Source organism: Pseudomonas sp. S8, from assembly GCF_050473925.1.
Classification (GTDB): domain Bacteria; phylum Pseudomonadota; class Gammaproteobacteria; order Pseudomonadales; family Pseudomonadaceae; genus Aquipseudomonas; species Aquipseudomonas parakoreensis.
On sequence record NZ_JBFDVZ010000016.1, the window covers coordinates 2131241 to 2155233 of the forward strand.

The 23993-nt window shown below is 62.8% G+C and carries 17 protein-coding genes; 5 read left to right on the forward strand and 12 right to left on the reverse strand.

Features of this window, described 5'->3' with window-relative positions; translation table 11 throughout:
• Positions 1-30 precede the first annotated feature (30 nt).
• Positions 31-1005: a porphobilinogen synthase gene (gene hemB, locus AB1J88_RS10815; protein ID WP_027613860.1), complete on the reverse strand. Its 975-nt coding sequence runs from the start codon at positions 1003-1005 to the stop codon at positions 31-33.
• Between the two features lie 240 nt (positions 1006-1245).
• A complete protein-coding gene (locus tag AB1J88_RS10820) occupies positions 1246-1944 on the reverse strand; it encodes a glutathione S-transferase family protein (RefSeq protein WP_047291489.1) in 699 nt (232 codons plus the stop codon).
• A gap of 225 nt (positions 1945-2169) precedes the next feature.
• Between AB1J88_RS10820 and AB1J88_RS10825 the strand changes: the two genes are divergently transcribed.
• Positions 2170-2844, forward strand: a complete 675-nt coding sequence (locus AB1J88_RS10825; RefSeq protein WP_430291040.1) for a histidine phosphatase family protein — start codon at positions 2170-2172, stop codon at positions 2842-2844.
• A gap of 133 nt (positions 2845-2977) precedes the next feature.
• Here the strand turns inward: AB1J88_RS10825 and mnmH are convergent, their stop codons facing one another.
• The 4 genes from mnmH to AB1J88_RS10845 all read right to left on the reverse strand — a co-directional run bounded on the left by mnmH (position 2978) and on the right by AB1J88_RS10845 (position 16296).
• Complete coding sequence (gene mnmH, locus AB1J88_RS10830) at positions 2978-4081, reverse strand: tRNA 2-selenouridine(34) synthase MnmH (RefSeq protein ID WP_430291041.1); 1104 nt, start codon at positions 4079-4081, stop codon at positions 2978-2980.
• The gene (selD, locus tag AB1J88_RS10835; RefSeq protein WP_430291042.1) at positions 4081-5115 is read right to left on the reverse strand and encodes a selenide, water dikinase SelD; all 1035 of its coding nucleotides are present in this window, start codon (positions 5113-5115) and stop codon (positions 4081-4083) included. The genes mnmH and selD overlap by 1 nt, the downstream gene beginning before the upstream one ends.
• A gap of 196 nt (positions 5116-5311) precedes the next feature.
• Positions 5312-5677, reverse strand: coding sequence for a DUF4440 domain-containing protein (locus AB1J88_RS10840; RefSeq protein WP_041074187.1), 366 nt, complete (start codon positions 5675-5677; stop codon positions 5312-5314).
• A 98-nt stretch (positions 5678-5775) separates the two neighbouring features.
• Complete coding sequence (locus AB1J88_RS10845) at positions 5776-16296, reverse strand: autotransporter-associated beta strand repeat-containing protein (protein ID WP_430291043.1); 10521 nt, start codon at positions 16294-16296, stop codon at positions 5776-5778.
• Between the two features lie 441 nt (positions 16297-16737).
• Between AB1J88_RS10845 and AB1J88_RS10850 the strand changes: the two genes are divergently transcribed.
• Positions 16738-17697 (forward strand): nucleoside-specific channel-forming protein Tsx, encoded by a 960-nt coding sequence (locus AB1J88_RS10850; protein WP_430291044.1) that lies wholly within the window; start codon positions 16738-16740, stop codon positions 17695-17697.
• 15 nt (positions 17698-17712) lie between these two features.
• Entirely contained in the window at positions 17713-18735 is a 1023-nt protein-coding gene (locus tag AB1J88_RS10855; RefSeq protein ID WP_430291045.1) for a purine-nucleoside phosphorylase, read from the forward strand.
• Positions 18736-18799: 64 nt separating this feature from the next.
• On the opposite strand, the gene AB1J88_RS10860 is transcribed toward AB1J88_RS10855, so the two are convergent.
• The 3 genes from AB1J88_RS10860 to AB1J88_RS10870 form a co-directional block, all read right to left on the reverse strand.
• Positions 18800-19756: a quinone oxidoreductase family protein gene (locus AB1J88_RS10860; RefSeq protein ID WP_430291046.1), complete on the reverse strand. Its 957-nt coding sequence runs from the start codon at positions 19754-19756 to the stop codon at positions 18800-18802.
• A gap of 30 nt (positions 19757-19786) precedes the next feature.
• Complete coding sequence (locus AB1J88_RS10865) at positions 19787-19960, reverse strand: DUF1427 family protein (RefSeq protein ID WP_007969534.1); 174 nt, start codon at positions 19958-19960, stop codon at positions 19787-19789.
• Positions 19961-20156: 196 nt separating this feature from the next.
• Complete coding sequence (locus tag AB1J88_RS10870) at positions 20157-20924, reverse strand: AraC family transcriptional regulator (RefSeq protein ID WP_430291047.1); 768 nt, start codon at positions 20922-20924, stop codon at positions 20157-20159.
• 145 nt (positions 20925-21069) lie between these two features.
• Here AB1J88_RS10870 and AB1J88_RS10875 point away from each other — a divergent pair, with 145 nt between their 5' ends.
• Complete coding sequence (locus tag AB1J88_RS10875; protein WP_003223528.1) at positions 21070-21297, forward strand: DUF6555 family protein; 228 nt, start codon at positions 21070-21072, stop codon at positions 21295-21297.
• A gap of 40 nt (positions 21298-21337) precedes the next feature.
• Positions 21338-21610: a hypothetical protein gene (locus AB1J88_RS10880; RefSeq protein WP_131670089.1), complete on the forward strand. Its 273-nt coding sequence runs from the start codon at positions 21338-21340 to the stop codon at positions 21608-21610.
• A gap of 22 nt (positions 21611-21632) precedes the next feature.
• On the opposite strand, the gene AB1J88_RS10885 is transcribed toward AB1J88_RS10880, so the two are convergent.
• The 3 genes from AB1J88_RS10885 to AB1J88_RS10895 all read right to left on the reverse strand — a co-directional run bounded on the left by AB1J88_RS10885 (position 21633) and on the right by AB1J88_RS10895 (position 23981).
• Complete coding sequence (locus AB1J88_RS10885; protein ID WP_080963240.1) at positions 21633-21800, reverse strand: metallothionein; 168 nt, start codon at positions 21798-21800, stop codon at positions 21633-21635.
• A 1235-nt stretch (positions 21801-23035) separates the two neighbouring features.
• On the reverse strand, positions 23036-23491 hold the full coding sequence (locus AB1J88_RS10890; RefSeq protein WP_222015322.1) for a DMT family transporter: 456 nt from the start codon (positions 23489-23491) through the stop codon (positions 23036-23038).
• A gap of 4 nt (positions 23492-23495) precedes the next feature.
• Positions 23496-23981: a DMT family transporter gene (locus AB1J88_RS10895; protein WP_108182234.1), complete on the reverse strand. Its 486-nt coding sequence runs from the start codon at positions 23979-23981 to the stop codon at positions 23496-23498.
• Positions 23982-23993 lie beyond the last annotated feature (12 nt).

The following is a 23993-nucleotide window of genomic DNA, read 5'->3' on the forward strand; positions in this document are numbered from 1 at the left end:
CCAGCTCCCACAAGGGTTCTGCGGTATTCGTCAGATCCCGGCCAGCGCCAGATCCATCGCAAAGTAGGTGAAGATCAGGTCCGCACCTGCGCGCTTGATCGCGCCCAGGCTCTCGCGCACCACGCGGTCCTCGTCGATTGCACCGGCCTGCGCGCCGAACTTGATCATCGCGTATTCGCCGCTGACCTGATACGCCGACAGCGGCAGGTTCGAGGCTTCACGGATGTCGCGGATGATGTCGAGGTACGCACCGGCCGGTTTGACCATCAGCGCATCGGCGCCTTCCTGCTCGTCGAGCAGCGATTCGCGCAGGGCTTCGCGGCGGTTCATCGGGTTCATCTGATAGCTTTTGCGGTCGCCCTTCAGCGCACTGCCGCCGGCTTCACGGAACGGGCCGTACAGCGCTGAGGCGAATTTGGTCGAGTAGGCCATGATCGGAATCTGGGTGAAACCGGCGGCGTCCAGCGCCTGGCGAATCGCCCGCACCTGGCCGTCCATCGCCGCCGACGGAGCAATCACGTCAGCGCCGGCACGCGCCGCGGCCACGGCTTGCTTGCCGAGGTTGATCAGGGTCTGGTCATTGTCGACTTCGTGGTTGTGCATCACGCCACAGTGGCCGTGATCGGTGTATTCGCAGAAGCAGGTGTCGGACATCACGATCATTTCCGGCACCGCGTCCTTGGCAATCCGCGACATGCGCGAAACCAGTCCCTCTTCGCGCCAGGTGTCGCTGCCGTTGGCGTCCAGGTGATGGGACACGCCAAAGGTCATCACCGACTTGATCCCGGCACGGGCATAACGCTCGATTTCACTGGCCAGCTTGCGCTCGGGAATGCGCATAACCCCCGGCATGCTCTTGATCGGCACGAAGTCGTCGATCTCTTCTTCGACGAAAATCGGCAGCACCAGATCATTCAGGCTGAACTCGGTTTCCTGGAACAGGCTGCGCAGGCTCGCATTGCGGCGCAGACGGCGGGGACGTGCTTCGGGGAACTGGCTGGACATGGGGCTTTCCTGAAATCGGAAGATGAGACGAAAGTCGTAGGGGGCGAAGCTTATGCCTTCGCTGGGCGCAGGTACAAACCTGGATCAATCAAGACAGCATTACCGGGGGTGCAATAATCCGTCAGACAACCCACATTCCCCTGTAGGAGCTGCCGCAGGCTGCGATCTTTTGACTTTGTTTTTAGAAAACCAGATCAACAGATCGCAGCCTGCGGCAGCTCCTACAGGGATTGGTGTTGATTACGAGGGAATGGTCAGGCCTCGAACAACCGCCGGCCGCGCCAGAAAACGCTCCAGCACCCGGGTCACATTCGGGAAATTGCTGATTCCCACCAGATCCCCGGCCTCATAGAAACCGATCAGGTTACGCACCCACGGGAACGTTGCGATGTCGGCGATGGTGTAGCGCTCGCCCATGATCCAGTCGCGCCCTTGCAGACGTTTGTCGAGCACGTTGAGCAGGCGTCTGCTCTCCTCGACATAGCGGTCACGCGGACGCTTGTCCTCGTAGTCCTTGCCGGCGAATTTGTTGAAGAACCCGAGCTGGCCGAACATCGGGCCGATACCGCCCATCTGGAACATCAGCCACTGAATCGTCTCGTAACGCAGCGCGCCTTCCTGGGCCAGCAACTGGCCGCTCTTGTCGGCGAGGTAGATCAGGATCGCGCCGGACTCGAAAAGCGCCAGTGGTTGGTCCTCGGGGCCGTGAGGGTCGAGGATCGCCGGGATCTTGTTGTTGGGGTTCAGCGAGAGGAATTCCGGTGACATCTGATCCTGGGTGTCGAAGCCAACGCGGTGCGGCTCGTACGGCAGGCCGATCTCTTCGAGCATGATCGAGACCTTGACGCCGTTGGGGGTCGGCAGGGAATAGAGCTGAATCCAGTCGGGGTACTGCGCCGGCCATTTCTGGGTGATCGGGAACGCGGACAGATCGGTCATGGGAAACATCCAGTCACATGGAAAGCACTGATCATAATGTAGGAGCTACACGAACCGTAACATCCTGCGGCTAATGTGCATGAACCAAACCGGCCTCAGAGGACTCTGAGCTATGCCCTTCGTAACGGAAGCGCGACACACGACATGGACAACACCCGGTGCCGGGAGCCCGTGGTGCAAGGGTTGGTCAGCCCCCACTGAATTTGCTGAAGAATCCTATATTCAATGACGAACCTCATGAGTTTCGCCAAACGCTTCAAACATCGCGCCTGCGTGGCCCTGCCCTCCCTGCTGGCGGTCAGTGCGCTGACCTTGTCGCTCGAATCGAGCCAGATTCGCGCCCAGCCAGTGGACGGCACCCAGACCCTGGTTTTCCTGCGCCACGCGGAAAAGCCCGCCGGCGGTCTCGGCCAGCTCAACTGCCAGGGCCTGAACCGGGCGATCGAGCTGTCGACCCTGCTGCCGGAAAAATTCGGCAAGGCCGATTACGTGTTCGCCGCCGACCCGACACGCAATGTCGAGGAAGGCGAACGGGACAACTCCTACAGCTACATCCGCCCGCTGATGACTATCAGCCCCGCCGCGATCAAGCTCGGCCTGCCGGTGAACATCGAGTTCTCCGCCAACGATACCAGTGACCTGGCGCGGGAACTGACCGAAGACAAGTACCACAACGCGACGATCTATACCGCGTGGTCCCACGGTTATCTGCCGGAGCTGATCAACAAGGTCGCGGGCAACGCGGTCGGCGAAAAGCAGACCATCACCGACGACTGGGCGGCGGGCGATTTCGATTCGCTGTACGTGCTGACCCTGACCTGGCACAACGGCAAGGCCAGTTTGCAGAGCCACAGCTACAAGCAGGGGCTGGATAACGGCAAGGTGACTTGCCCGACTTGAGTGATTGGCTGTCTGTTGGTTCCTCATCGCTGGCAAGCCAGCTCCCACAGGGTTTGTGTGAAGCCCATATTTACGGTTTTCACAAAACACTGTGGGAGCTGGCTTGCCAGCGATTGGGCCAGCAAGGCCACCCTCAAACCCGCTGATTCAGCCGCTCACGCAGATACTCCAGCACCGCCCCGCGCTCCCCGGCAAACTCGATCCGCCCGCCCTTCTTCTCCCGCTGGAACGCATACATCGGGTCGTAATATTCGCGCAGCAACACGCTGATCCAGTCACGGAACTGCTCGACCGATCCGCTGCGCGCCTGCTCGGCCAAGGCCTCTTCCATCTGCAGGAACATCCGCTGATGGCGCTCGCCGCCCAGCCGGCGCTGGATATTGTTCAAGCTAGCAATCAACCGCTCGGCATACAGCGCAAAGCCCTGCTCGCCGTGCACGGCGACGAACTCGGCGTGCAGGTTGATCACATAGTCCTGCAGAATCCGCTCGACCCGCTGTTCCAGGCTGTCTTCCAGCCAGACCATCGGCGCCACTTGCATGCCTCGGTACAACGGCAGTGGCAAGGCACAACTGCCGACTACCCGGCTCTCGTCTTCCAGCACAAACTGCTGGACGCCGCCGGCGCGTTTTTTCAACACATCAACGGCCAGACGGTTTTCGAAATCGATATTGGTCGGCTGCCCAGTGGCGCGCTTGCCGAAACTCGATCCCCGATGATTGGCGTGGCCTTCCAGATCCAGACCATTGCGCAACTGCACCAGCAGTTCGGTCTTGCCGGTGCCGGTCATGCCGCCCAGCAGCACCAGATCGCACTCGGCCACGGCCTGATCGATCGTCTCCAGCAGGAACGTGCGCATGGCCTTGTAGCCACCGCCGACCCGCGGGTAATCGATCCCTCCCTCCTCCTTGATCCATTGCTGGACGATCTGCGAACGCAAGCCGCCGCGAAAGCAATACAGGTAGCCGTCGGGGTGTGCCCGGGCAAACTCGACCCAGCCCTGAATGCGCTGCTCACGGACCTCGGCAGACACCAGCCGCTCGCCCAGGGCGATGGCGGCTTGTTGTCCGTGCTGCTTGTAGCACGTGCCCACTTGCTCGCGCTCGCGGTCGTTCATCAGCGGCAGGTTGACCACGCCGGGAAATGCGCCGTGGGCAAACTCGACCGGCGCGCGGGCGTCCATCATCGGCCGGTCGTTGAGGAAAATGTCGCGGTAATCGGTGCAGTCGCGGTACATCAGATCACCTCGACTGCGTGGCTCTGTCGCTCAACCAGCTCGCCAATCGGCGCCAGGTCCAGGCCCAGTTCGGCGGCCACGGCGAGAAACTCATCGTTACCTTCAGGGGTCACCGCAATCAACAGACCACCGCTGGTCTGCGGGTCGCACAGCACGCGCTTGTGCAACTCCTGCAGACGGCCGAGCTTGCTCGAATAGCTGTCGAAGTTACGCAGGGTGCCACCGGGCACGCAGCCTTGTTCGAGGTAGTACTCGATGCTGTCCAGACGCGGCACGTGGTTGTAGCGGATGCGAGCGGTCAGGTGGCTGCCATCGGCCATTTCCACCAGGTGCCCGAGCAGGCCGAAACCGGTGACGTCGGTCATTGCGGTGACGCCGGCCAGTTTGCCGAAGCGGCTGCCCGGCTTGTTCAGGGTGCACATCCAGTCACGGGCCACACCAATGTCGCCGGGGCGCAATTTGCCCTTTTTCTCGGCGGTGGTGAGGATGCCGATGCCCAGCGGCTTGGTCAGATACAGCAGGCAACCGGCGGTGGCGGTGTCGTTGCGCTTCATGTGGCGCTTTTCCACCAGACCGGTCACCGCCAGGCCGAAGATCGGCTCCGGCGCATCGATCGAATGCCCGCCGGCCAGCGGAATGCCGGCGGCGTCGCACACCGCACGCCCGCCGCGAATCACTTCCCGCGCCACCTCCGGCGCCAGCACATTCACCGGCCAGCCAAGGATCGCAATCGCCATCAGCGGATCGCCGCCCATGGCATAGATGTCGCTGATCGCATTGGTCGCGGCGATACGGCCGAAGTCGAACGGGTCGTCGACAATCGGCATGAAGAAGTCAGTGGTCGATACTACCCCGCGCTCGGCATCAATCTCGTACACCGCCGCGTCATCACGCGAGGCATTGCCGACCCACAGTTTCGGGTCAAGGTTCTGCGCTCCGCTGCCGGCCAGAATCACTTCCAGCACCTGCGGGGAAATCTTGCAGCCACAACCGGCACCGTGGCTGTATTGGGTCAGGCGAATCGGCTCGCTCATGGGAGAGTCTCTGGCAGTTGATGGGGGCGATTCTAGCAGAGCGCGGGCCGGCAGATTTTTGCGCTGAAAGTTCGGCCCCCTTCGCGAGCAAGCTCGCTCCCACAGTGGATCGCTGTCATCCACAAATCCTGTGTTCACTGAAGATCCGTGTGGGAGCGAGCTTGCTCGCGAAAGCTATCGATGGGTCTCCACGGTTTCACGGCCGGGCACAAAAGGTGCCCTGATGAAAAACCATCTGCCACTGCTCACCCTGCCGCCGCCACACCGAACTGCGCAGACTGTCCGCCGGCACCCGCTGGCCGCCAGCAACGGTATGGCAGTGATATGTCACCAGCGCCGAATCTTCCGACAACGGCTTGAGCGTGAACTGACTGATGGTACGTCGTGCAAACGCTTGCTGCGGCAGCGCTTCCAGCACAGCGGATTTATTCCAGATGCCGCCGCTGGCGCCGAATTCGACAAAGTCATCCGCGATCAGTCTTGCCAGTTCAGCAGGGTCCCCGCGGACAGCGCACGACAGCAGGCGGTCTTCCAGATCTAGCAAATGCTTCGACAGATCCATCTCGTTCCTACCTCATTGACTAATTCACTTGCCACAAAGGCTTGTGATTGTGCAAAAAAAACCGCCCTTTCGGGCGGCTAAAGTACTTCGACCATGATTCAGAAGCTTTGACTGAAGCTGATGTTGAACGCGCTGTCGTTGTTGTCGCTCGACACCTGGCCCGAGTAGCCGATGCCCAGCTTGCCGGTCGGGGTGACCTGGAAGTCGATGCCGGCTTCGAGCAGTGCGCTGTCCTTGGCAATCGGTACGCCCTGGGTGCTGAACGAGGCGCCGCCGTCGATGAAGGTCAGGTCGGCGTCAGGTTTGGTGTCGCCGTAAGCGTGCCGCCATCCGATGGCCGCGCGTGGTGTCAGCTGGCTGCCGTTGGCCAGGGTCACCAACTTGCCGACGCGCACGCCGAGGGTCGAGTAGGTGATGTCCTGATCGGCGTCGGCCTTCAGGCGCCCCACTCCCCCTTTTTCCTTGCCGGTGTCGCTGTCGTAGTTAACGTAGGCCAGCCCGGCAAACGGTTCGATGGCGACGCCTGCCGCGTTGATTGCGTAACCCACTTCACCGAACACCTGCGCACTGCGTGCGTCGTAATCGGCCTTCAGGCGATCGTTGTAGCTGCCGACGCTGACGTCGCGTTTGGTCTCGATGCTGTGCCAGCTGTAAGCCGCGCCGAGGCGCACCGCCAGTGCATCGAATTGCGAGTTCAGATAACCGGCCAAGTGGTAGCTGTCGACCTTGGCGTCCGAGTTGCGATCATGCGCGTTGATGTTGCTGCGGGTGTAGCCGGCGGCCATCCCGGCACGCCAGCTGTCATCCAGCGCCTTGTCGGTGCCGAGCATGAAACCGCCGAGGTTGCGATCGACTTTGGCTGTGTTGCTGTCGCCACCCATGTCGCCCCAGGCACCGATGGCCCGGATCCAGCCGACCATTTCACCGTGGCAACCGTTACTGCTCAGTTGCGTGTCGCTCGGTGCCAGGGTACGACGCGGATCATCCGCAGCGCTGCACGATGGCTGGCGCATGCGGTCGTTGACCGCCTCGCGAATGAAGCGCGAGTCTTCAAGCATGGCGCTGGCGGTGCTGGCGTGGATTTCGCCGGAGAGGCTGTCGAATGCATTGCGCGCACCGGCCACGCTGAGGTTGACGATCTGGTTCTGCAACGCCGCGCCGGCCGCACCGTTATTGGACAGTGCCGTGGCGGTGTCGCGCTGGTTACCCGTGGCGGCGACGTCAGCGAACGAGTTGCCGTTGCGGCTGACGGCCAGGGTGACCGAATCTGCACCGTAGACCAGCGAGCTGCTGAGGAACGCGTACTGCGGCAGATCAGCGGCACTGAAGGTGCCGCTCACACCACCGCCCGCAGTGATCAGCGAGTAAGTGGTATTACCGGTGAACGGCGCGAGGCTGTTGACCACCAGGCCACCACCCAGGGCTGCCGTGCCCCCCACCACCAACGGCGTGGCGGTTGGCGAACTGACCGTCAGCGCCAACACACCGTCACTGGCGTTGGTCAGGTTGCCGGCCACGCTCAAGGTACCTTCAGCGCCACCGGAAGCCACCATCCCGTGGTTGACCACCGAACCGACGCTGCCGTTACCGCTCAGGCCTGCGCCGTTGGCGACAGTGACCTGCCCACCCAACGAGGCCCGGGCCGCACGACTGCCGACTTGCAGCACGCCTTGATCGACCGAGACGGTGCCACTGAACGGTTGATTGCCGGTCAGCAGCAACGTGCCGGTGCCGCGTTTGGCCATCGCCCCGAGTCCGCTGAGGATGCCGTTGAATTGGCCATTGGTGTTCTGCTGGAACACCAATGATGCGTTGTCGGTGATGCTGCCTTGCAGACTCGTGGTGTTACCGATCAGCGTACCGCCACTGACGGTGGTGCCGCCGCTGTAAGTATTGGCACCGGTCAGCACCAGCGTGCCGGAATCGAGTTTTTCGATCCCGCCGGTGCCGATCAGCGGCACATCGATTTGGGCGCTGGCGCCGGCATTCACGCGGATCGGTGCGGGCGTGCCGCCAGGGCCATTGACCGGGGTCAGCGTGTCACCGGCATCCGGCACCAGGCTGTAGCCACCGACGAGGAATTGCAGGCCGGTGAAATTCTGATTGCCCTGCACGGTGACCACACCTGGCTGACCGCCAAACACCGCGAACTGACCATTGGCCGCCAGCGCCTGCGTGCCGCTCGGATCGGTCCAGTTGGTGCCCGGGCCCCACACGCCACTGCCGCCGCCGATGCTGCCGTCAGGATTGGTGGTGCCGCCGTTCCAGAACTGCACTTCACCCGGAGTGCCCTGCACAAGCAGGTTGACCTGATTGGCGATCGCGGTTTGCAGGGTCAGGTTGGCCGCCGACACCGGCAGGCTGCCGTAGACCAGACCGTTGTCGGTCAAGCTGCCACCGTAGCGGAACAGTTGATAGACCCCGGTGCCGAAGCCGCCGGCGTTGCTGATATTCAGCGTACCGTCGAGGGTCAGGTTGCCGGCGACGTTGACCACCGTGGTTGAACTGGCGGCCGAGCCGAGGCTGAAGTCCAGGTTGGTCCCCGAGGACAGCGCCAGCGCACCGACCGACAACGGCGTGGCCGAGCCGCCACCGCTCAGCGTTGCACCGCTGGCCAGTTGCACGTTGCCACCCAGTTGCCCGCTGCCACCGATTTGCGCACCGCTGGCGACGTTGACGTTGGCGCTGTTGAGCACGCCGTTGACGATCAGGTCGCCGGCCTGCACCGAGGTGTTGCCGGTGAAGGTGTTGTTGCCGGTCAGGAGCAACTGGCCGATACCGGTTTTGTTCAGCGTGCCGCTGCCGGTGAGGTTGCCGGTGTAGCTGCCGTCGGCGTTTTGCGCGAAAGTCAGCGCCGCGTTGTTGACGATGGCGCCTTGCAGGCTGCTGGTGTCGCCAGTGGTCGTGCCAGCGTTCAGCGTGGTGCCGCCGCTGTAGGTATTGGCACCACTGAGCACGAGATCACCGCTGCCGTTTTTCACCAGACTGCCAGTGCCGGTGATGGCGCCGAGCAACGTGGTGTTCTGGTTGCCGGCCAGGGTCAGTTGCCCACCAAGGTTGACGGCATTGGCCAGTTGCAGCGCCGAGGTGCTGTCGAGGCTGCCGTTGCCGGTCACGCTCAATGAACCGCTGCTGATGGCGCTGTTGTTGCCCAGCACCAGCGTGCCGCCAGCGAGTTGCGTGCCGCCGCTGTAGGTGTTGCTGCCATTGAGGGTCAGGCTCGAAGCGCCGGACTTGATCAGGCTGCCTGCACCGCTGACCACACCGTCGAGGGTCAAGGCGTTGCTGCCAGCGACGCTCAGGCCACCGTTCACCACCACATCGTTGCCCAGCGTGACGGCCGCGTTGCTGTCCAGTGCGGTGCCGTCCGCGGCAGTCAAGACGCCAGTGCCCAGCGCCGCGTTATTACCGACGACAATCTTGCCGCCGTTGAGCGCGGTACCACCGGTGTAGCCGTTGGCGGCATTGAGCACCAGCGTACCGCTGTCGTATTTGCCGAGGGTGCCGCTGCCGTTGAGCGCTACGCCAACGGTCGCGGTGGCGTTCGGATCGACTCGCACCGTGGCGTTACCCAGCGAACCGTTGACCAGGTTCAGCGCACCGGCCGTGCCGTTCTGCAGGGTGTAGCCATCGGTGACGAATTGCAGGCCGGTGATGGTTTGTGCGCCGTTGACGGTGACCGTGCCGGCTGTGCCCTGGAACACTGCGAAATTATTGGTCCAGGCCTGATTGGTGGTGCCGTTGACATCGGTCCAGTTGGTGGTGCCAGTGCCCCAGGTGCCGCTGCCGCCATCGACCGAACCGTTGGCGACGAGTTGGTTGCCGTCCCAGAACTGCACGGTGACGCCCGGTGCGGTGACCAGCAAATTGATCTGGTTGGCCAGCGCGGTTTGCAGGGTCAGATCCCCCGGGGTGACGCTGCCCGGCACCGTGCCGATCAACATGCCGTTGTCGGTCAGGCCGCCGGTGTAGTTGATCAACCGGTACACGCCGCTGCCAAAACCGCCGATGTCGCTGACGTTGAGGGTGCCGTCGAGGGTCAGGTTGCCACCGACGTTGACCAGCGCATTGCCGCCACCGGAAACCGGCACACCGAGGCCGACATCGAAGTTGGAATTGGCGTTGAGCACCAGCGAGTTCACCGACAGGGTGCTGCCGGTGGCGCCGGCCAGGTGACCGCCATCGGCCACGGTCACGGCACCGCCCAGTGAGCCGCCGCCAGTCAGGGTACCGCCGCTGTTGACCAGCACACTGGCGCTGTCCAGCGAGCCGCTGACGTTCAAGGTACCGGCGTTGACCGTGGTGTTGCCGGTCAGGCTGTTGAGGCCGGTCAGGGTCAGCGTTCCGCTGCCAAGTTTGTTCAATTCGCCAGTACCGGTGAGTACACCGGTAAAAAGGCTGCTGGCGTTGTTGCCGCCGATGCTCAAGGTGTTGCCGCCGCCGATCAGTGCGGTGCCACTGCCGGTCAGGCTGGCGAGGCTGCCGGAGCCGCCGAGATTCAGCGTCGCCGCAGCGCCGAGATTGACTCCGACGTTACTGCCCAGCGCCGAATTGCCCAGCGTGGTCAAGCTGCCGGACTGCACATCAAAGGTGCCGCTGAAAGTGTTGTTGCCCGACAGCGTCAGGTCGGCCAGGCCATTTTTGGTCAAGGTGCCCGCCCCGGCGATCACACCGCCGAGGGTCAGATTGTTGTTGCCGGCCACGCTCAGGTTGGCATTGACGTTGACGTTGTTCGCCAGTACCAGCGGCGCCGTGGTGTCGAGGGTCGACGCACCCGCCACGGTCACCGCGCCGGAGCCCAGGCCCGCCGAGGTGCCGAGGGTCACGGTGCCGGCGTTCAGTGTGGTGCCGCCGCTGTAGGTGTTAATGCCGTTGAGGGTCAGGTTGGACGCGCCGTTCTTGATCAGACCGCCGGTACCGCTGACCACGCCGCTGAGCGCTACGTCGCTGTTGCCGGTGTTGGTCAGATTGGCGTTGAGCACCACGTTGTTGCCCAACGACACCGAGGTGTTACTGTCTAACGCCGAGGCACCGGCCACGGTCAGGTTGCCCAGACCGAGGGCGCCGTTGCTGCCGGCGGTCAGGGTGCCGGCGTTGAGGGTGACGCCGCCGAGGAAGTTGTTGGCCCCGCTCAGGATCAGGTTGGCCGCGCCGTTCTTGGTCAGGCTGCCAGCGCCGTTGATCGCGCCGCTCAGCGTCAGGTCGTTGCTACCGACGACACCAAGGTTGCCCGCCAGATTGATCGCGTTACCCGCCGTGAAGGCGCCGTCGGCATCCAGGGTGGTGCCGTTCGCCGCGTTCAGGGTCGCCGAGCCCAGCGCGCTGTTCGACGCCAGAATCAAACCTCCCGCATTCAGCGCCACCGGCCCGAGGAAAGCGTTGTTGCCACCGAGGGTCAGGCTGGCCGAACCGTTCTTGATCAAGCCGCCGGTGCCGGAAATGACACCGTTGAGGGTCAGCGCATTGCTGCCGAGCACAGTGAGGTTGCCGTTGAGGGTGGCCGCGTTGGCCAGGGTCACGGCGGTATTGCTGTCGAGTTGCGTGCCGGCGTTGGCGATCAACGCGCCGCTGCCCAGCGCGGTGTTGCTGCCGACCACCAGGGTGCCGCCATCCAGTTGTGTGCCGCCGGTGTAGCTGTTGGCGCCGTTGAGCACCAGGGTGCCGGCGTCGAGTTTGTTGAGGATGCCGCTGCCGTCGATGTTCACGCCGACCGTGGCAGTCACGCCCGGATCAACCCGCATCGCGGTGGTGCCACCGCTGCCATTGACGGCAGTCAGTAGCCCCGACGTGCCGTTGACCACGTTGTAGCCATCGGTGAGGAATTGCATTCCGGTGAACAGTTGCGTGCCGTTGACCGACACCGTACCGGCCGTGCCCTGAAACACCGCAAAGTCGCCGGCCCAGGTCTGGTTCAGCGTACCGTTGGAATTGGTCCAGTTGGTGCCGCCGGCAGTCCATGTGCCGCTGCCGCCGTCCACATTACCGTTCGGGATGGTCTGGCTGCCGTCCCAGAAGCGCAGGTTGGTGTTGGGCGCCGACACCACCAGATTCACCTGATTGCCAAGGGTCTGCACAAGGATGTCGCCGAGGCCATAACCCACCGGCACACCGGCCACGGTCAGGCCGTTGTCGGTCAGTGCACCAATGTAGTTGAACAAGCGATAGACACCGACGCCGAAGCCGCCGGCATCAGTGACGTTGAGGTTACCGTCGAGGGTCAGGTTGCCGCCGATGTTCATCAGCGAGGAGGTCGAGGGCGTAGCGAGGCTCGCGTCGACATTGCTGTTGGCCGTGAGGATCAGCGACGAGGTCGACAAGGTATTGCCCGAGGACAACGCCAGATGACCGCCGCTGTTGACAGTGATGACGCCAAGCGCCGAACCGGTCCCCGTGAGGGTCGCACCGTTGTTGACGTTGAGCTGGGTACTGGCCAGCGAACCGGTAAGGTTCAGCGTGCCGCCGTTGACGTCGGTGTTGCCGGTGATGCCGTTGCTGCCCGTGAGGTTCAGCGTCCCGGTACCGACTTTGGTCAGGGTACCGCTGCCACCGAGGTCGCCGTCGAAGGTGCTGGTGCTGCTCACGCCGCCCACGGTCAGCGTGTTGCCGCCGGCGACCTGCACGCTGCCGCTGCCGCTCAGCCCGTTGAGGCTGGCGCTGCTGTTGAGATAGAGATTGGCACCGGCGCTGATGTTGGCGCCGGAAGTGTTGCCCAGCGCCCCGCTGCTCACGGTGGTGACGCTGCCGGAGGCGATGTTCAGCGCACCGGTGAAGGTGTTGTTGCCGCTGAGCGTCAGGTCGCCGAAGCCGTCCTTGGTCAGGCTGCCGGCGCCATCGATCACGCCGCTCAGGTTCAGGGTGTTGCTGCCGGCCAGGGTCAGGCCGGCATTGAGGGTGATGTTGTTGCCGATGCTCATGCCGGCGCTGGTGTCCAGCGTAGAAGCGCCACCGACGGTCAGGCCGCCACTGCCCAATGCAGCGGCCGAGCCCAGTGTCAGCGTACCCGCATTGAGGGTGGTGCCGCCGCTGAAGGTGTTGGTGCCGTTGAGGGTCAGGTTGGCCGCGCCGTTCTTGATCAACTGGCCGGTGCCGCTGGTAACGCCGCCGAGGGTCAGGTCCTGGGTGCCGCCGACGCTCAGGGCCGCATTGAGCACGACCGCGTTGGCCAGGCTGGCCAGCGGCGAACTGCTGTCGAGGGTTGCTGCGCCACCGACGGTCAAGGCACCGGTGCCGAGGGCCGAGCTATTGCCGACGGTCACCGTACCGGCATTCAGTGTGGTGCCGCCGACGTAGGTGTTGGTGCCGTTGAGGCTCAGATTGGCCGCGCCGTTTTTCACCAGGCTGCCAGCCCCGGCGACGGTTCCGATGAGGGTCAGATCCGCGCTGCCGCCCACATTGAGCGCCCCGGCCAGGTTGACCTGATTGCCCAGGGTGACGGCGGTGTTGGTGTCCAGCGTGGTGCCCGCCGCTGCGTTCAATGCGCCGCTGCCCAGCGCGGTGTTGCTGCCGACAATCAGCTTGCCGACGTTGAGTGCGGTGTTGCCGAAGTAGGTGTTGGCGCCGTTGAGAATCAGGTCGGCGGGGCCGCTTTTGGTCAACCCACCGACGCCGGAAACCACGCCCGCGAGGGTCAGCGCGTTGCTGCCGCCGACGGTCACGTTGCCACCGAGGTTGACGTTGTTGGCCAGGCTCGTCGCGGTGCTGGCATCCAGCGTGGTGTTGTTGCCGGCGTTGAGCACGCCGGTGCCGAGGGCGGTGTTGGAACCGACGATCAGTGTCCCGGCGTTCAGCGACGTAGCGCCGGTGTAGGTGTTGTTGCCGGTCAGGGTCAGGGTCGAAGAACCGGTCTTGATCAGGTTGCTGCCACCACTGATCACGCCGCCGAGGGTCAGCGGGTTGGCGCCGCCGGCAGTCAGGTTGGCGTTCAGGGCAATCGCGTTGTTCAGCGTCACGTTGGTGCTGCTGTTGAGCGTTGCGCCCGCGCCGCCCACGGTCAGCGTACCGGTGCCGAGTGCCGCGCCGTTGCCAACGGTCAGGCTGCCGGCGTTGAGCGCGGTGCCACCGGTGAAGGTGTTGGCGCCGTTGAGGGTCAGGTTGGCGGTGCCGTTCTTGGTCAACTGGCTGGCGCCACTGATCACGCCACCGAGGGTCAGCCCGTTGCTGCCGCCGATCCCCAGATTGTTGTTGAGAATGACGTTGTTGTTCAGCGTCACCGCTGTATTGCTGTCGAGGGTCGCAGCGCCGCCGACGGTGATATCGCCGCTGCCGAGCGCAGCGTTGGCACCCGCCGTGATGGTGCCTGCGTTCAACGCAACAGCACCGAGGAAAGTATTGGCGCCGTTGAGAATCAGGTTGGCCGCGCCGTTCTTGGTCAGCCCGCCGCTGCCACTGACCACACCACCGAGGGTCAGGTTGGCGTTACCGGCGATGTTCAGGTTACCGCCAAGGGCGACCGCGTTGCTCAGCGCCACGGTGGTGCTGGCGTCGAGGGTAGTGCCCGCCGCCGTGGTCAATGCGCCAGTGCCCAGTGCGGTGTTGGAGCCGACGATCAGCGTCCCGGCATTGAGCGCCGTGCCGCCGGAGAAGGTGTTGTTGCCGCTGAGGGTCAGGTTCGCGGTGCCATTCTTGATCAGGTTGCCGGCACCGCTGATGACGCCGCTCAGGCCCAGCGCCTGGGTGCCGCCGAGGGTCAGATCCGCCGCCAGCGCGACAGCGTTGGCCAGGGTCACCGCGGTGGTCGCATCCAGCGTGGTGCCCGCCGCCGCGTTCAAGGCGCCCGTGCCGAGGGCGGTGTTGCTGCCAACGAGCAAGCTGCCGCCGTTGAGCGCGGTGGTGCCGCTGTTGGTGTTGTTGCCGGTCAGGGTCAGGCTGGCACTGCCGCTTTTGGTGATCGCGCCGGTGCCGGACACAATACCGCCCAGGGTCAGGGCATTGCTGCCGAGCACGTTCAACGCGCCGGTGATGCCTACGTTGTTGGCCAGGGTCACGTTGCCGGTGCTGTCGAGGCTGGTGCCGTTGCTGGTGTTGAGCACCCCGGTGCCCAAGGCGTTGTTGTTGCCCACGCGTAGGGTCCCGGCGCTGAGGCTGGTGATCCCGGTGTAGGTGTTGCTGCCGTTGAGGGTCAGGCTGCCGCTGCCGGTTTTGGTCAGGTTGGCGGCACCGCTGATCACCCCGCCCAAGGTCAGCGCACCGGTGCCGGTCGCGGTCAGGGTGCTGTTGAGCGTGATCGCGTTCGCCAGCGAAATCGGCGTCGTCGCCGAAATGCTCGAAGAGCCGCCGACGGTGATGCCGCCGTTACTGAACGCCTGATTGTTGCCTACCAGCACCACACCGCCGTTGAGCACGGTATTGCCGGAGTAGGTGTTGATACCGTTGAGGTTGATCTGGCCGCTGCCAATCTTGGTCAGGCCGCCCGTGCCGGAAATCACCCCGTTGAGGGTCATGCCGTTGATGCCCTGCAGGGTCAAGCCGCTCGCGCCCAGGTTGATCTGGTTGGCCAGCGTCAAACCGGCATTGCTGGCCTGCAGGATCCCGCCGTTGGACGTCAGCACGCCGCTGCCGAACGCCGCGTTGTCGTTGAACTGCGCGACACCGCCATTGAGCGTGGTCGCACCGCTGACCAACGGCCCCTGCAAGGTCCAGGTGCCGCTGTTGAGGGTCAGGTTGTTGAAGTTGACGTAGGTCGCACTGGACGCCGTGCCGGTCCCGGTGGTGCCGCCGCCGAGGCCGATCGGGTTTTGCAGGATCAGCGTGTTGGTGCCCGCTGCGCCGCCATCGATCGTGCCAGTCGGGGCGAAGGTCAGGTTGATGCCGATCAGGCCCCCGAGGCCGACGGAGACTTGTACACCGTCGCCGACGTTCACGCTGGAACCGGTGATCGCGTAGAAGGTGTTGGTGCTGCCCGCCCCCATCGACACACCGCCGGTGATGTTGCCGGCGTTGGTGAAGGTGTTGCCTGCTACTGACGTCTCGAACGCCACCCGGCCGTTGATCGTGCCGCTGGCGCTGTTGGTCATGTTGACTTGCGAACCGCCATACACCCCGACCACCGGGGTATCGGCCAGGGTGATCCCGCCGACCGACAGCCCGGTGGAAGTGATGGTGCCGTCGTTGGTGATGGTCGTGGTGCCCGACACCGAGTTGTTCACCGCAATCCCCAGCCCGTCGATGCTGGTCAAGTTAAGGCCGAGCAGCATGCCGGTGCCGCGAATGAGCCCGGTGGTGTTGTTGACAATGCTCACCGTGCTGGTCGCGCCGGTACCGATGAACGCACCGCCACTGAGGATCGAGACCAGGCCCAGCAACGCCGGGTCGAGGGTGCCGGAGTTGTTCAGGTTGATATTGGCCCCGGTCAGGTTGATCACCTTGCCGCCCAGCGTCGCGTTCATCTGCGCTCCGGAGCTGACATTGACCGTCAGGCCACTGGAGGCACTGCTGTAGTCATTGAGAAACAGCGGCAGCGTCGGGACGCCCGAACAAGTAATCGTCGAACCTGCCGCCGAGCAGGTCGCGAGCGCCTGCTCGCTGACTCCACCGAACAAAAGTCCGGCAACGCTCAAGTGCACGGCAAGGGAAAGAGGGGAAAAACGCGAAACGAGGGCGACACCAAACCTTGCTTCCACGGGCTACTCCTTGTCGTGGCCAAATTCTTCCTTGAAGGCGTGCAAGTCGGGCTTATTCCACACGCGAATCAAGACTGCGACGGTCATCACAAAACCGCGTTATGGGTGACAAGCTAGTAGACGCCCCGCGATGGGGCACTGATTAAATGGTGTTAATACTTTAATACTAGGGCCGTCTAAACCGCGGGTTTCGGCCCCTAAACACTGGACTCTGCCTAAACGACATCCCCCTGTAGGCGCTGCGGCACGCTGCGATCTTTTGATCTTGATCCTTAAAAAAAAAATCAAAAGATCGCAGCGTGCCGCAGCGCCTGCAAGGGCGAACAGTGCGACTTGGTACGTGTTGTGCAAACGTTTGCGACCTGCCTATAACGGCTTTTTCGTAACAAAACCGTGCAGGCCCGCAGAATCCGGGCCTTGATCCGCAAAAAAGGACTTTGAATGCTCGCTACTTCCTCTCTCCGCGCCCCATTGGCGCGCACGTTTGCCGTTTCCCTGCTACTGACCGGCGTTACCGGAGTTCTCAGCCACAGCGCGTTGGCACAACCGGCGCTGCCCGACGAATCGGCCCAGGGCGAAGCCCTCAGCCCGGAAGCTGCCCCGCCGAAAAAAGGCGCGTATCTGTCAGACTGGTACAACCAGGACCTGACGCTGATCGGCAGCAAGGACATCAGCTTCGGCCCGCAACCGGCCGACGACATTTATCTGGAATACGAGTACTTCGGGCGCAAGGGGCCGTTCGAGCTGTACGGCTACGTCGACATTCCGAAAATCTTCAACATCGGCAACAGCCACGACAAAGGCGTGTGGGATCACGGCTCGCCGGTGTTCATGGAACACGAACCGCGCATCTCCATCGACTACCTCGCCGGCCGCAGCCTGGCCATCGGCCCGTTCAAGGAATGGTACGTGGCGTTCGACTGGATCTACGATCACGGCAGCCGCAAGGAGAACCGCGCCAACACCCTGTACAGCGGCTTTGGCACCGACATCGATACTCACTCGCGGGTCAATCTGTCGGCCAACCTGTACGGCCGCTACCAGTGGGAAAACTACGGTGCGAGCAATGAATATTCGTGGGACGGCTACCGCGCGCAACTCAAGTACATCGTGCCCATCGACAAATTCAGCAATGGCGCGTCGCTGACCTACATCGGCTTCACCAACTTCGATTTCGGCTCCGACATCCACAAGGACAACCCGGCGCGCACCGCCAATGCCACGGTGGCGACCAACGTGTTGCTGTACTCGTTCACCCACTTGCGCTTCACCCTGGTCGGCCGTTATTTCCACAACGGCGGCAACTGGGAGGACGGCAGCGAGCTGAACTTCGGCGACGGCAATTTCCGCGCACGCTCCAACGGTTGGGGTTACTACGCCGGCATCGGCTATCAGTTCTGAAATCAGGAGATTCTCATGCAAGCAATGACGCGTCTGACCCTGGCCGCTGCGGCCCTGCTCTCTTCCACCACTTGGGCGGCTGAAGCGCCGATCCAGCCGAAAGTGGTGTTGATCACCATGTTCGCCCCCGAGGCGCAGCACTGGATCGAGCGCCTCGATCTCAAGCAGGAAATCCGCGTGCCGGGCCTGTCCGCCGAGTACCCGACCATCCGCTGCAACGCACAACAGGTGTGCCTGCTGACCACCGGCATGGGTCAGACCAACGCCGCTGCTTCAACCCTGGCACTGGCCTTGTCGCCGAAATTCGACCTGCGCAAAAGCTGGTTCCTGATCGCCGGGATCGCCGGCATCAGCCCGAAACACGGGACCATCGGCACCGCTGCGTGGGCGCATTACCTGGTGGAGTTCGGTACGCAATGGGAGCTGGATTCGCGCGATGCGCCGGCGAGCTGGCCGACCGGCTACCTGGGCATCAACACCAAGGGCCCCAACGAAAAACCGCCGCTGGACTACAAGACCGAAGTCTTCGAACTCAACCCGAAGCTGCAGGCCAAAGCCTTCGCCCTGAGCCACAAGGTCGAGCTGAGTGAAAGCAAGGAATCGGCGGCCTGGCGCCTGAAATACCCCTCGGCCCCGGCCAATCAGCCGCCAGTGGTTACGCGCTGCGACACGCTGGCTGGCAACACCTGGTTCTCCGGTACGCGCCTGAGCGAACGCGCCGAGGTCTGGACCCAATTGTTGACCGACAACAAGGGCGAGTACTGCACCACGCAACAGGAAGACAACTCCACTTATGAAGCCTTGTTGCGCGCCAGTCGCGAAGGTCTGGTGGATGTGCAGCGTCTGGCGGTGGTGCGCGCCGGTTCCGACTTCGACCGCCCGGCGCCGGGCGGTAGCGAGGTGGACAATCTGCTGAAGTACGCCGATCAGGGCGGGTTCGTGCCGGCGCTGGAAAACCTCTATCGCGCGGGTAATCCGCTGGTGCAGGACATTCTGAAAAACTGGTCGGCGTGGGAAAACGGCGTTCCGCAATCCTGAGCACAAAACGAACCCTGTGGGAGTTGGCTTGCCAGCTCCCACAGGTTATGCGGTGTCTGGAAGATCAGGGAATCAGGATGATCTTGTCGCCACTGCCCTGATTCACCTGCGCGTAGCTGTCCAACCCCTCCGCCAGAGGCACTTCCACCCACTCCTGCGGCAACGGTAACAGCCCCTCATCGAAGAACCGCCCGAACTGCTCGAGCATCGCCGCACAGGCTTGCACGCCGTACAGCAGCGAGTTGATCCCGACCACCGAACCGCCCTTGCGGTACAACGCCAGCGCCGGCAATTGCACGTGGCCGTCGACCGGCGCGGCGATGATCGCGATGCGGCCAAACGCTGCCAGTGCCGCCACCGAGGCGGGCAGCCAGAAACCGGTGGTATCGAAGACCACGTCAGCGCCGCCGCTGTACACCGCGCAGACCTGCGTGCCGAGGTCTTCGGGCTTATCCAGCTGAATCGTCGGATAGCCCTGTGCCTGCAACGCCTTGACCTGCTCCGGCCGCCGCGCGGCCGCGAGGATCTGCGCGCCGCGCACCTTGGCCAATGCCAACGCCGCGGTCGCCACCGCACCACCGCCGATCACCAGCAAACGGGTTTCAGCACTCACCAGGCTGCGTTCCAGTGCATCCCAAGCGGTGGTGTAAGGCACGCCGAGGCTGGCTGCCTGGGCGAAGCTCAAGTGCGACGGTTTATGCGCCACGCCATTGGCCGGCAATTTGACGAATTGCGCGTGCGAACCATCGGCAAAAAAGCCCAGTTCGCGCCCGGTGCCCCAGACTTCCTGACCGAGCAACGCCGGCGGTCCTTCGACCACGACGCCGGCAAAATCGCGCCCGGGAATTCGCGGCAACGTGGTGTAGGGAAACCGCCCGAGTACGTTCTTCACATCGCTGGGGTTCAGACCGGCGGCCTTGATTTCGACCAGCACGTCATCAGCGCCGGGCACCGGGGTCGGTACGTCGACGAAACGCAGGGAGGACAGATCGCCGGTTTTATCGAATTGCAGTGCTTTCATGAGGACATCCACCAAAGGAAAAAAGGACATTCAGGACAACCAACCGGCGACCAGTTGCCGTCCCATTGGCCACAGCTGCTCACCCGCGAGCATGCCCAACAGCCCCACCAGCGCGATGGCCGGTGGCGCCGGGGAACGGAAATCCAGCGCGCCATAGAGCAGGCCGACGCCCAGACCGATGGCCAGCGAAATCAGGTAGTTCATGGAAAACTCCGCCGCGTGAAAGGAATGGGCAAAGTCTAGGGAAGGATCGGCAGAGGTGTCGGCCAAGGACTTCTGAATTTCGGCCAAAAGACCGACATCCCCCTGTAGGAGCTACCGCAGGCTGCGATCTTTTGACTTTGATTTTGAAAACAAGATCAAAAGATCGCAGCCTGCGGCAGCTCCTACAGGGTCGCGTTCAGGCCGTGGAGAATTGCGAAGGCGCCACCCCCAGTTCACGCCGGAACATGTCACTGAAACTGCTCGGTGAATACCCCAACTCCCGAGCGATCGCATTCACCGGCACGCCCTGAATCAATTCGGCCACCGCCGTCGCCAGTTGCACCTGCCGCCGCCATTCGGCGAAGCCCATGCCGAGGCTGTCCTTGAACAGCCGCGCCAGCGTGCGCACGCTGGCTCCGGCGTTTTCCGCGTGCTGCTCGAATGGAATGTCCAGCGACGGCGCCGCCATCACCGCCTGGCACAAATTCATCAGGCGCCGGTCGGAATCGTCTGGCAGCGGGATCTTCAATGGCGAACGCCGGGCACGCTTGAGTTCCAGCAACGCCAGCCCGACCAAGGCGTCGTAATAAGCCGGCTCGCCGCTGTGACCCTGCTCCACCAAACCGACGATCAACTCACGCAGCAGCCCACCGACCTCAATCACCTGTACCGTCGCATCCAGCGTTGCCGCCAGCACCGGGCGCAGGTAGATATTGCGCATCTGCAAGTCCGACATCACGCGAATCCCGTGGGGCACTCCAGGCGGCAACCACACCGCCCGCTGCGGCGGCACCACCAGCGCCTCATGCGGGGTCTCGACCCACATCACCCCGCTCATCGCATACAGCAACTGCCCCCAGACATGCTCGTGCGGCTCGATGAACAACCCGCGCGGATAAGTGCGCGCCAGCGGTTGCACCGGCACATCGGTATCCGTGAGATCGGGGGGGGCGGCGAGGGCCATGGCGAGTATTCATTGGGGTTGGCGGAAGGCGCATGGTAACCAGTCGGTCACAGCGCCGCCAACGATAGATACCGTCGGACAATCCGAATGAATTTTCGCGACGCGCCGCGATCCTTCTAATACCACAGGGAGGATTACGGGCTTTATGAACAACGCAAAACTGTTTGTCATCGATTACACCCTTCACGGCACGCCCAAGTCGTTCATTATCCGCTCGGACAAAATGGACAACGCCGAGGCGTGGCACTGGGCAAGCTGTGATGCCGGCGTGGGTCGCATCCCGCGTTTCGGCCGGGAAAAAGTGCAAAAGACCAGCAAACCGATGGCGGAGAAATTCGGCGTGGAAAACGTCACATGGCGACCGGCGAGCTAGACTCTCGCCAAGCAATGGGGACTCTTTGGGGGCGTACACAATGACCAGCATCTTCAGCCCGGCGCATCTGGATTATGGCCTGGACACCCTTTTCGGACGTATCACCAGAAGTGTGGACTGTCAGGTGGGTCTTGAGGCTGTCGAAGACGACCCCTATCGTTTCGCCCTGCGCGTACCGGCGCCGTTACCGGAGGACCTCGACCAGGCGAAAACCGTGGTGGTCAGGGTCGACGGTCGGCGTCTGCAAGGCACGGTCCGCCATACCGAACGGCTGGATGATGAAAGCCTGAAACTGCAAGTGGAGCCTGATTAGGCTCCACTTTTTTTGCGCGCGGTTATTTGGGGTGGGCGCAATGGCAGCCTTTGCTTGAACACTCTTCACCGCCCTTGTGGTGGTGCGCGCAAGCCTCGCAGCAATAGTGTTTGCCGTGCACGGCGTAGGCGTGTTCGCCTTCCTTGATGGTGCATTTGCAGTTGGGGCAGTCGCATTTTCTATCGGGCATGGGGGCAGACTCCTTTTTGGGTGGTTGTCTGGGCTTGTGGGATAAGCCGTAAATAGCAGTGTAGGAGCTGCCGAAGGCTGCGATCTTTTGATCTGGTGTTTTTTGCGGGATTGGGTGTATATCTGTTCGTGCTGGCGATATTGGGTGTATATCTGTTCGTGCTGGCGATATTGGGTGAATATCCGTTTCTTCGGGTGCTGCCGCTGGCGGTTTCGCTCTTACAGCGAGTCACCTTTTCCAAACGCCGAAAAGGTAACCCAAAAGGCTTTGCCCCTGCGTACGGCACTTCGCTTAGGCTCAGTGTTCCCTCGCTACGGTGCCCATCCGGGGGCATCGCCTACGGTTTGCTTCGCTGCACCTCCTCTCGATGTATGCGGCTTCGCCGCATGGCGCTGCGCGCCTACCCCCGGATGGACACCTCCGCTCGGCCTGCCGAAGGGGCTGAAGATCAAAAGCCAGATCAAGAGCCAAAGCCAAAGCCAAAGCCAGATCAAACGATCACAGCCTTCGGCAGTTCCTACATGGGATTGAGTGTTTTCAGTTAGAAATTGGTCGGCTGTCAGGCCGCCTTCGCTGGCAAGCCAGCTCCCACAGTGGGATCGGGTGTTTTCAGTTAGAGATTGGTCGGCTGTCAGGCCGCCATCACTGGCAAGCCAGCTCCCACAGTGGGATTGGGTGTTTTCAGTCAGAGATTGGTCGGCTGTCAGGCCGCCATCGCTGGCAAGCCAGCTCCCACACTGGGATCGGGTGTCATCAGTTAGAGATTGGTCGGCTGTCAGGCCGCCATCACTGGCAAGCCAGCTCCCACAGTGGGATTGGGTGTTTTCAGTCAGAGATTGGTCGGCTGTCAGGCCGCCATCGCTGGCAAGCCAGCTCCCACAATTTTATTCGTGCACACCCCATGCGGCGAAGCCGCCCCACTCAACACGATGAGCGTTAGCTCGAGTACCGCTTTTGATCTGAGGGCCCGTCGGCAGGCTGAGTGGAGGGGTTTATCCGGGGGTGGGAGCGCAGCGACCGTTTGGTGCAGCCAAACACAGCGAGAGGAGGTGCAGCGAAGCAAACCGTAGGCGCTGCCCCCGGATGAATCCCGTAGCGAAGGAACCCGAGCCCAAGCGAGGGCCGAACGTCAGGGTAAAGCCCTTTGGTTACTTTGGGGCGTTTGCCAAAGTGACCCGCCGTCAGGGCGGAACCCTAGGTGGCCGTTACCGCACCAACGGATATTCACCCAAATCTCAACCAGAACGACGAACACTGCTGCGATACATAAAGACCAAAGCCAACCCCAGACAAACCATCGCCAACACCCGAGAAGACGAAAGCTCGATCGCCGGATTCCCCAGCCAGCCAAAATTATCGATCAACATCCCCATCCCCAGTTGCCCGACGATCACCGCCACAGTCGCCACCGCCGTACCCACGACAGGCACAGCACCGACCATGACCATCATGTAAACCACACCAAACAGCGCCCCGGTGAGCTGCCACTTCGGCACGTCCAAGAGGCTGACCGCCTGCGCCGGCTCAAAGAACAGAATCAACAATCCGGTGGTCACAGCCCCCACGACAAACGTCAGCAGACTACTGCGCAACACCCCGACCGTTTCACCCAGGCGTCCATTGATCGCCGCCTGCACACTCAACACCGCGCCAGCCAACACCACCACTGCCAACAAAATAACCAGACTCATCTCTTCAACCTCGCGCAATCAGAATCAATGCCACCACAATCAACACCAACGCCAGCCAGCGCTCGGCATTGACCTTCTTGCGCGTCGCGCCGAACCAGCCGAAATGGTCGATCAGTACACTCTTGCCGACCTGCCCCGAGAGAATCGCGATCATCGTCATCGCAATCCCGATATGCGGCGTCGCCAGGGTCAACACCACCACGTACATCGGCCCCAGAAATCCTCCGATCAACTGCCAGCGCGGCAGCTCGGTCAGCGCTGGGCCTTTCTGGGGGCCGGCGAACAACAGCAGCAAAAACAGAATCGCCGAACCCACGCCGAAGATGCTCAAGGTCGCCCACAGATGCCCGACTTGCTCACCCAATGGCCCAAGCAATCCGGCCTCCACCGACAGGCCCATGCCGGCCAGAATGACCAACGGCAATAACAACAAGCGCAGCCCCGACCGGGTAGCCGGTGCCGCCCCACTTACTTCATCCAGCGTTTGCATATTCAAATTCCC

Excerpts from the sequence above, each read along its gene's own strand:
- AB1J88_RS10860 (WP_430291046.1), bottom strand. The coding sequence starts at position 19,756 with ATGAAAGCACTGCAATTCGATAAAACCGGCGATCTGTCCTCCCTGCGT.
- AB1J88_RS10870 (WP_430291047.1), bottom strand. The coding sequence starts at position 20,924 with ATGGCCCTCGCCGCCCCCCCCGATCTCACGGATACCGATGTGCCGGTG.
- mnmH (WP_430291041.1), bottom strand. The coding sequence starts at position 4,081 with ATGTACCGCGACTGCACCGATTACCGCGACATTTTCCTCAACGACCGG.
- AB1J88_RS10890 (WP_222015322.1), bottom strand. The coding sequence starts at position 23,491 with ATGAGTCTGGTTATTTTGTTGGCAGTGGTGGTGTTGGCTGGCGCGGTG.
- AB1J88_RS10850 (WP_430291044.1), top strand. The coding sequence starts at position 16,738 with ATGCTCGCTACTTCCTCTCTCCGCGCCCCATTGGCGCGCACGTTTGCC.
- AB1J88_RS10875 (WP_003223528.1), top strand. The coding sequence starts at position 21,070 with ATGAACAACGCAAAACTGTTTGTCATCGATTACACCCTTCACGGCACG.
- AB1J88_RS10895 (WP_108182234.1), bottom strand. The coding sequence starts at position 23,981 with ATGCAAACGCTGGATGAAGTAAGTGGGGCGGCACCGGCTACCCGGTCG.
- AB1J88_RS10840 (WP_041074187.1), bottom strand. The coding sequence starts at position 5,677 with ATGGATCTGTCGAAGCATTTGCTAGATCTGGAAGACCGCCTGCTGTCG.
- AB1J88_RS10885 (WP_080963240.1), bottom strand. The coding sequence starts at position 21,800 with ATGCCCGATAGAAAATGCGACTGCCCCAACTGCAAATGCACCATCAAG.
- AB1J88_RS10855 (WP_430291045.1), top strand. The coding sequence starts at position 17,713 with ATGCAAGCAATGACGCGTCTGACCCTGGCCGCTGCGGCCCTGCTCTCT.
- hemB (WP_027613860.1), bottom strand. The coding sequence starts at position 1,005 with ATGTCCAGCCAGTTCCCCGAAGCACGTCCCCGCCGTCTGCGCCGCAAT.
- AB1J88_RS10865 (WP_007969534.1), bottom strand. The coding sequence starts at position 19,960 with ATGAACTACCTGATTTCGCTGGCCATCGGTCTGGGCGTCGGCCTGCTC.
- AB1J88_RS10825 (WP_430291040.1), top strand. The coding sequence starts at position 2,170 with ATGACGAACCTCATGAGTTTCGCCAAACGCTTCAAACATCGCGCCTGC.
- selD (WP_430291042.1), bottom strand. The coding sequence starts at position 5,115 with ATGAGCGAGCCGATTCGCCTGACCCAATACAGCCACGGTGCCGGTTGT.
- AB1J88_RS10880 (WP_131670089.1), top strand. The coding sequence starts at position 21,338 with ATGACCAGCATCTTCAGCCCGGCGCATCTGGATTATGGCCTGGACACC.
- AB1J88_RS10820 (WP_047291489.1), bottom strand. The coding sequence starts at position 1,944 with ATGACCGATCTGTCCGCGTTCCCGATCACCCAGAAATGGCCGGCGCAG.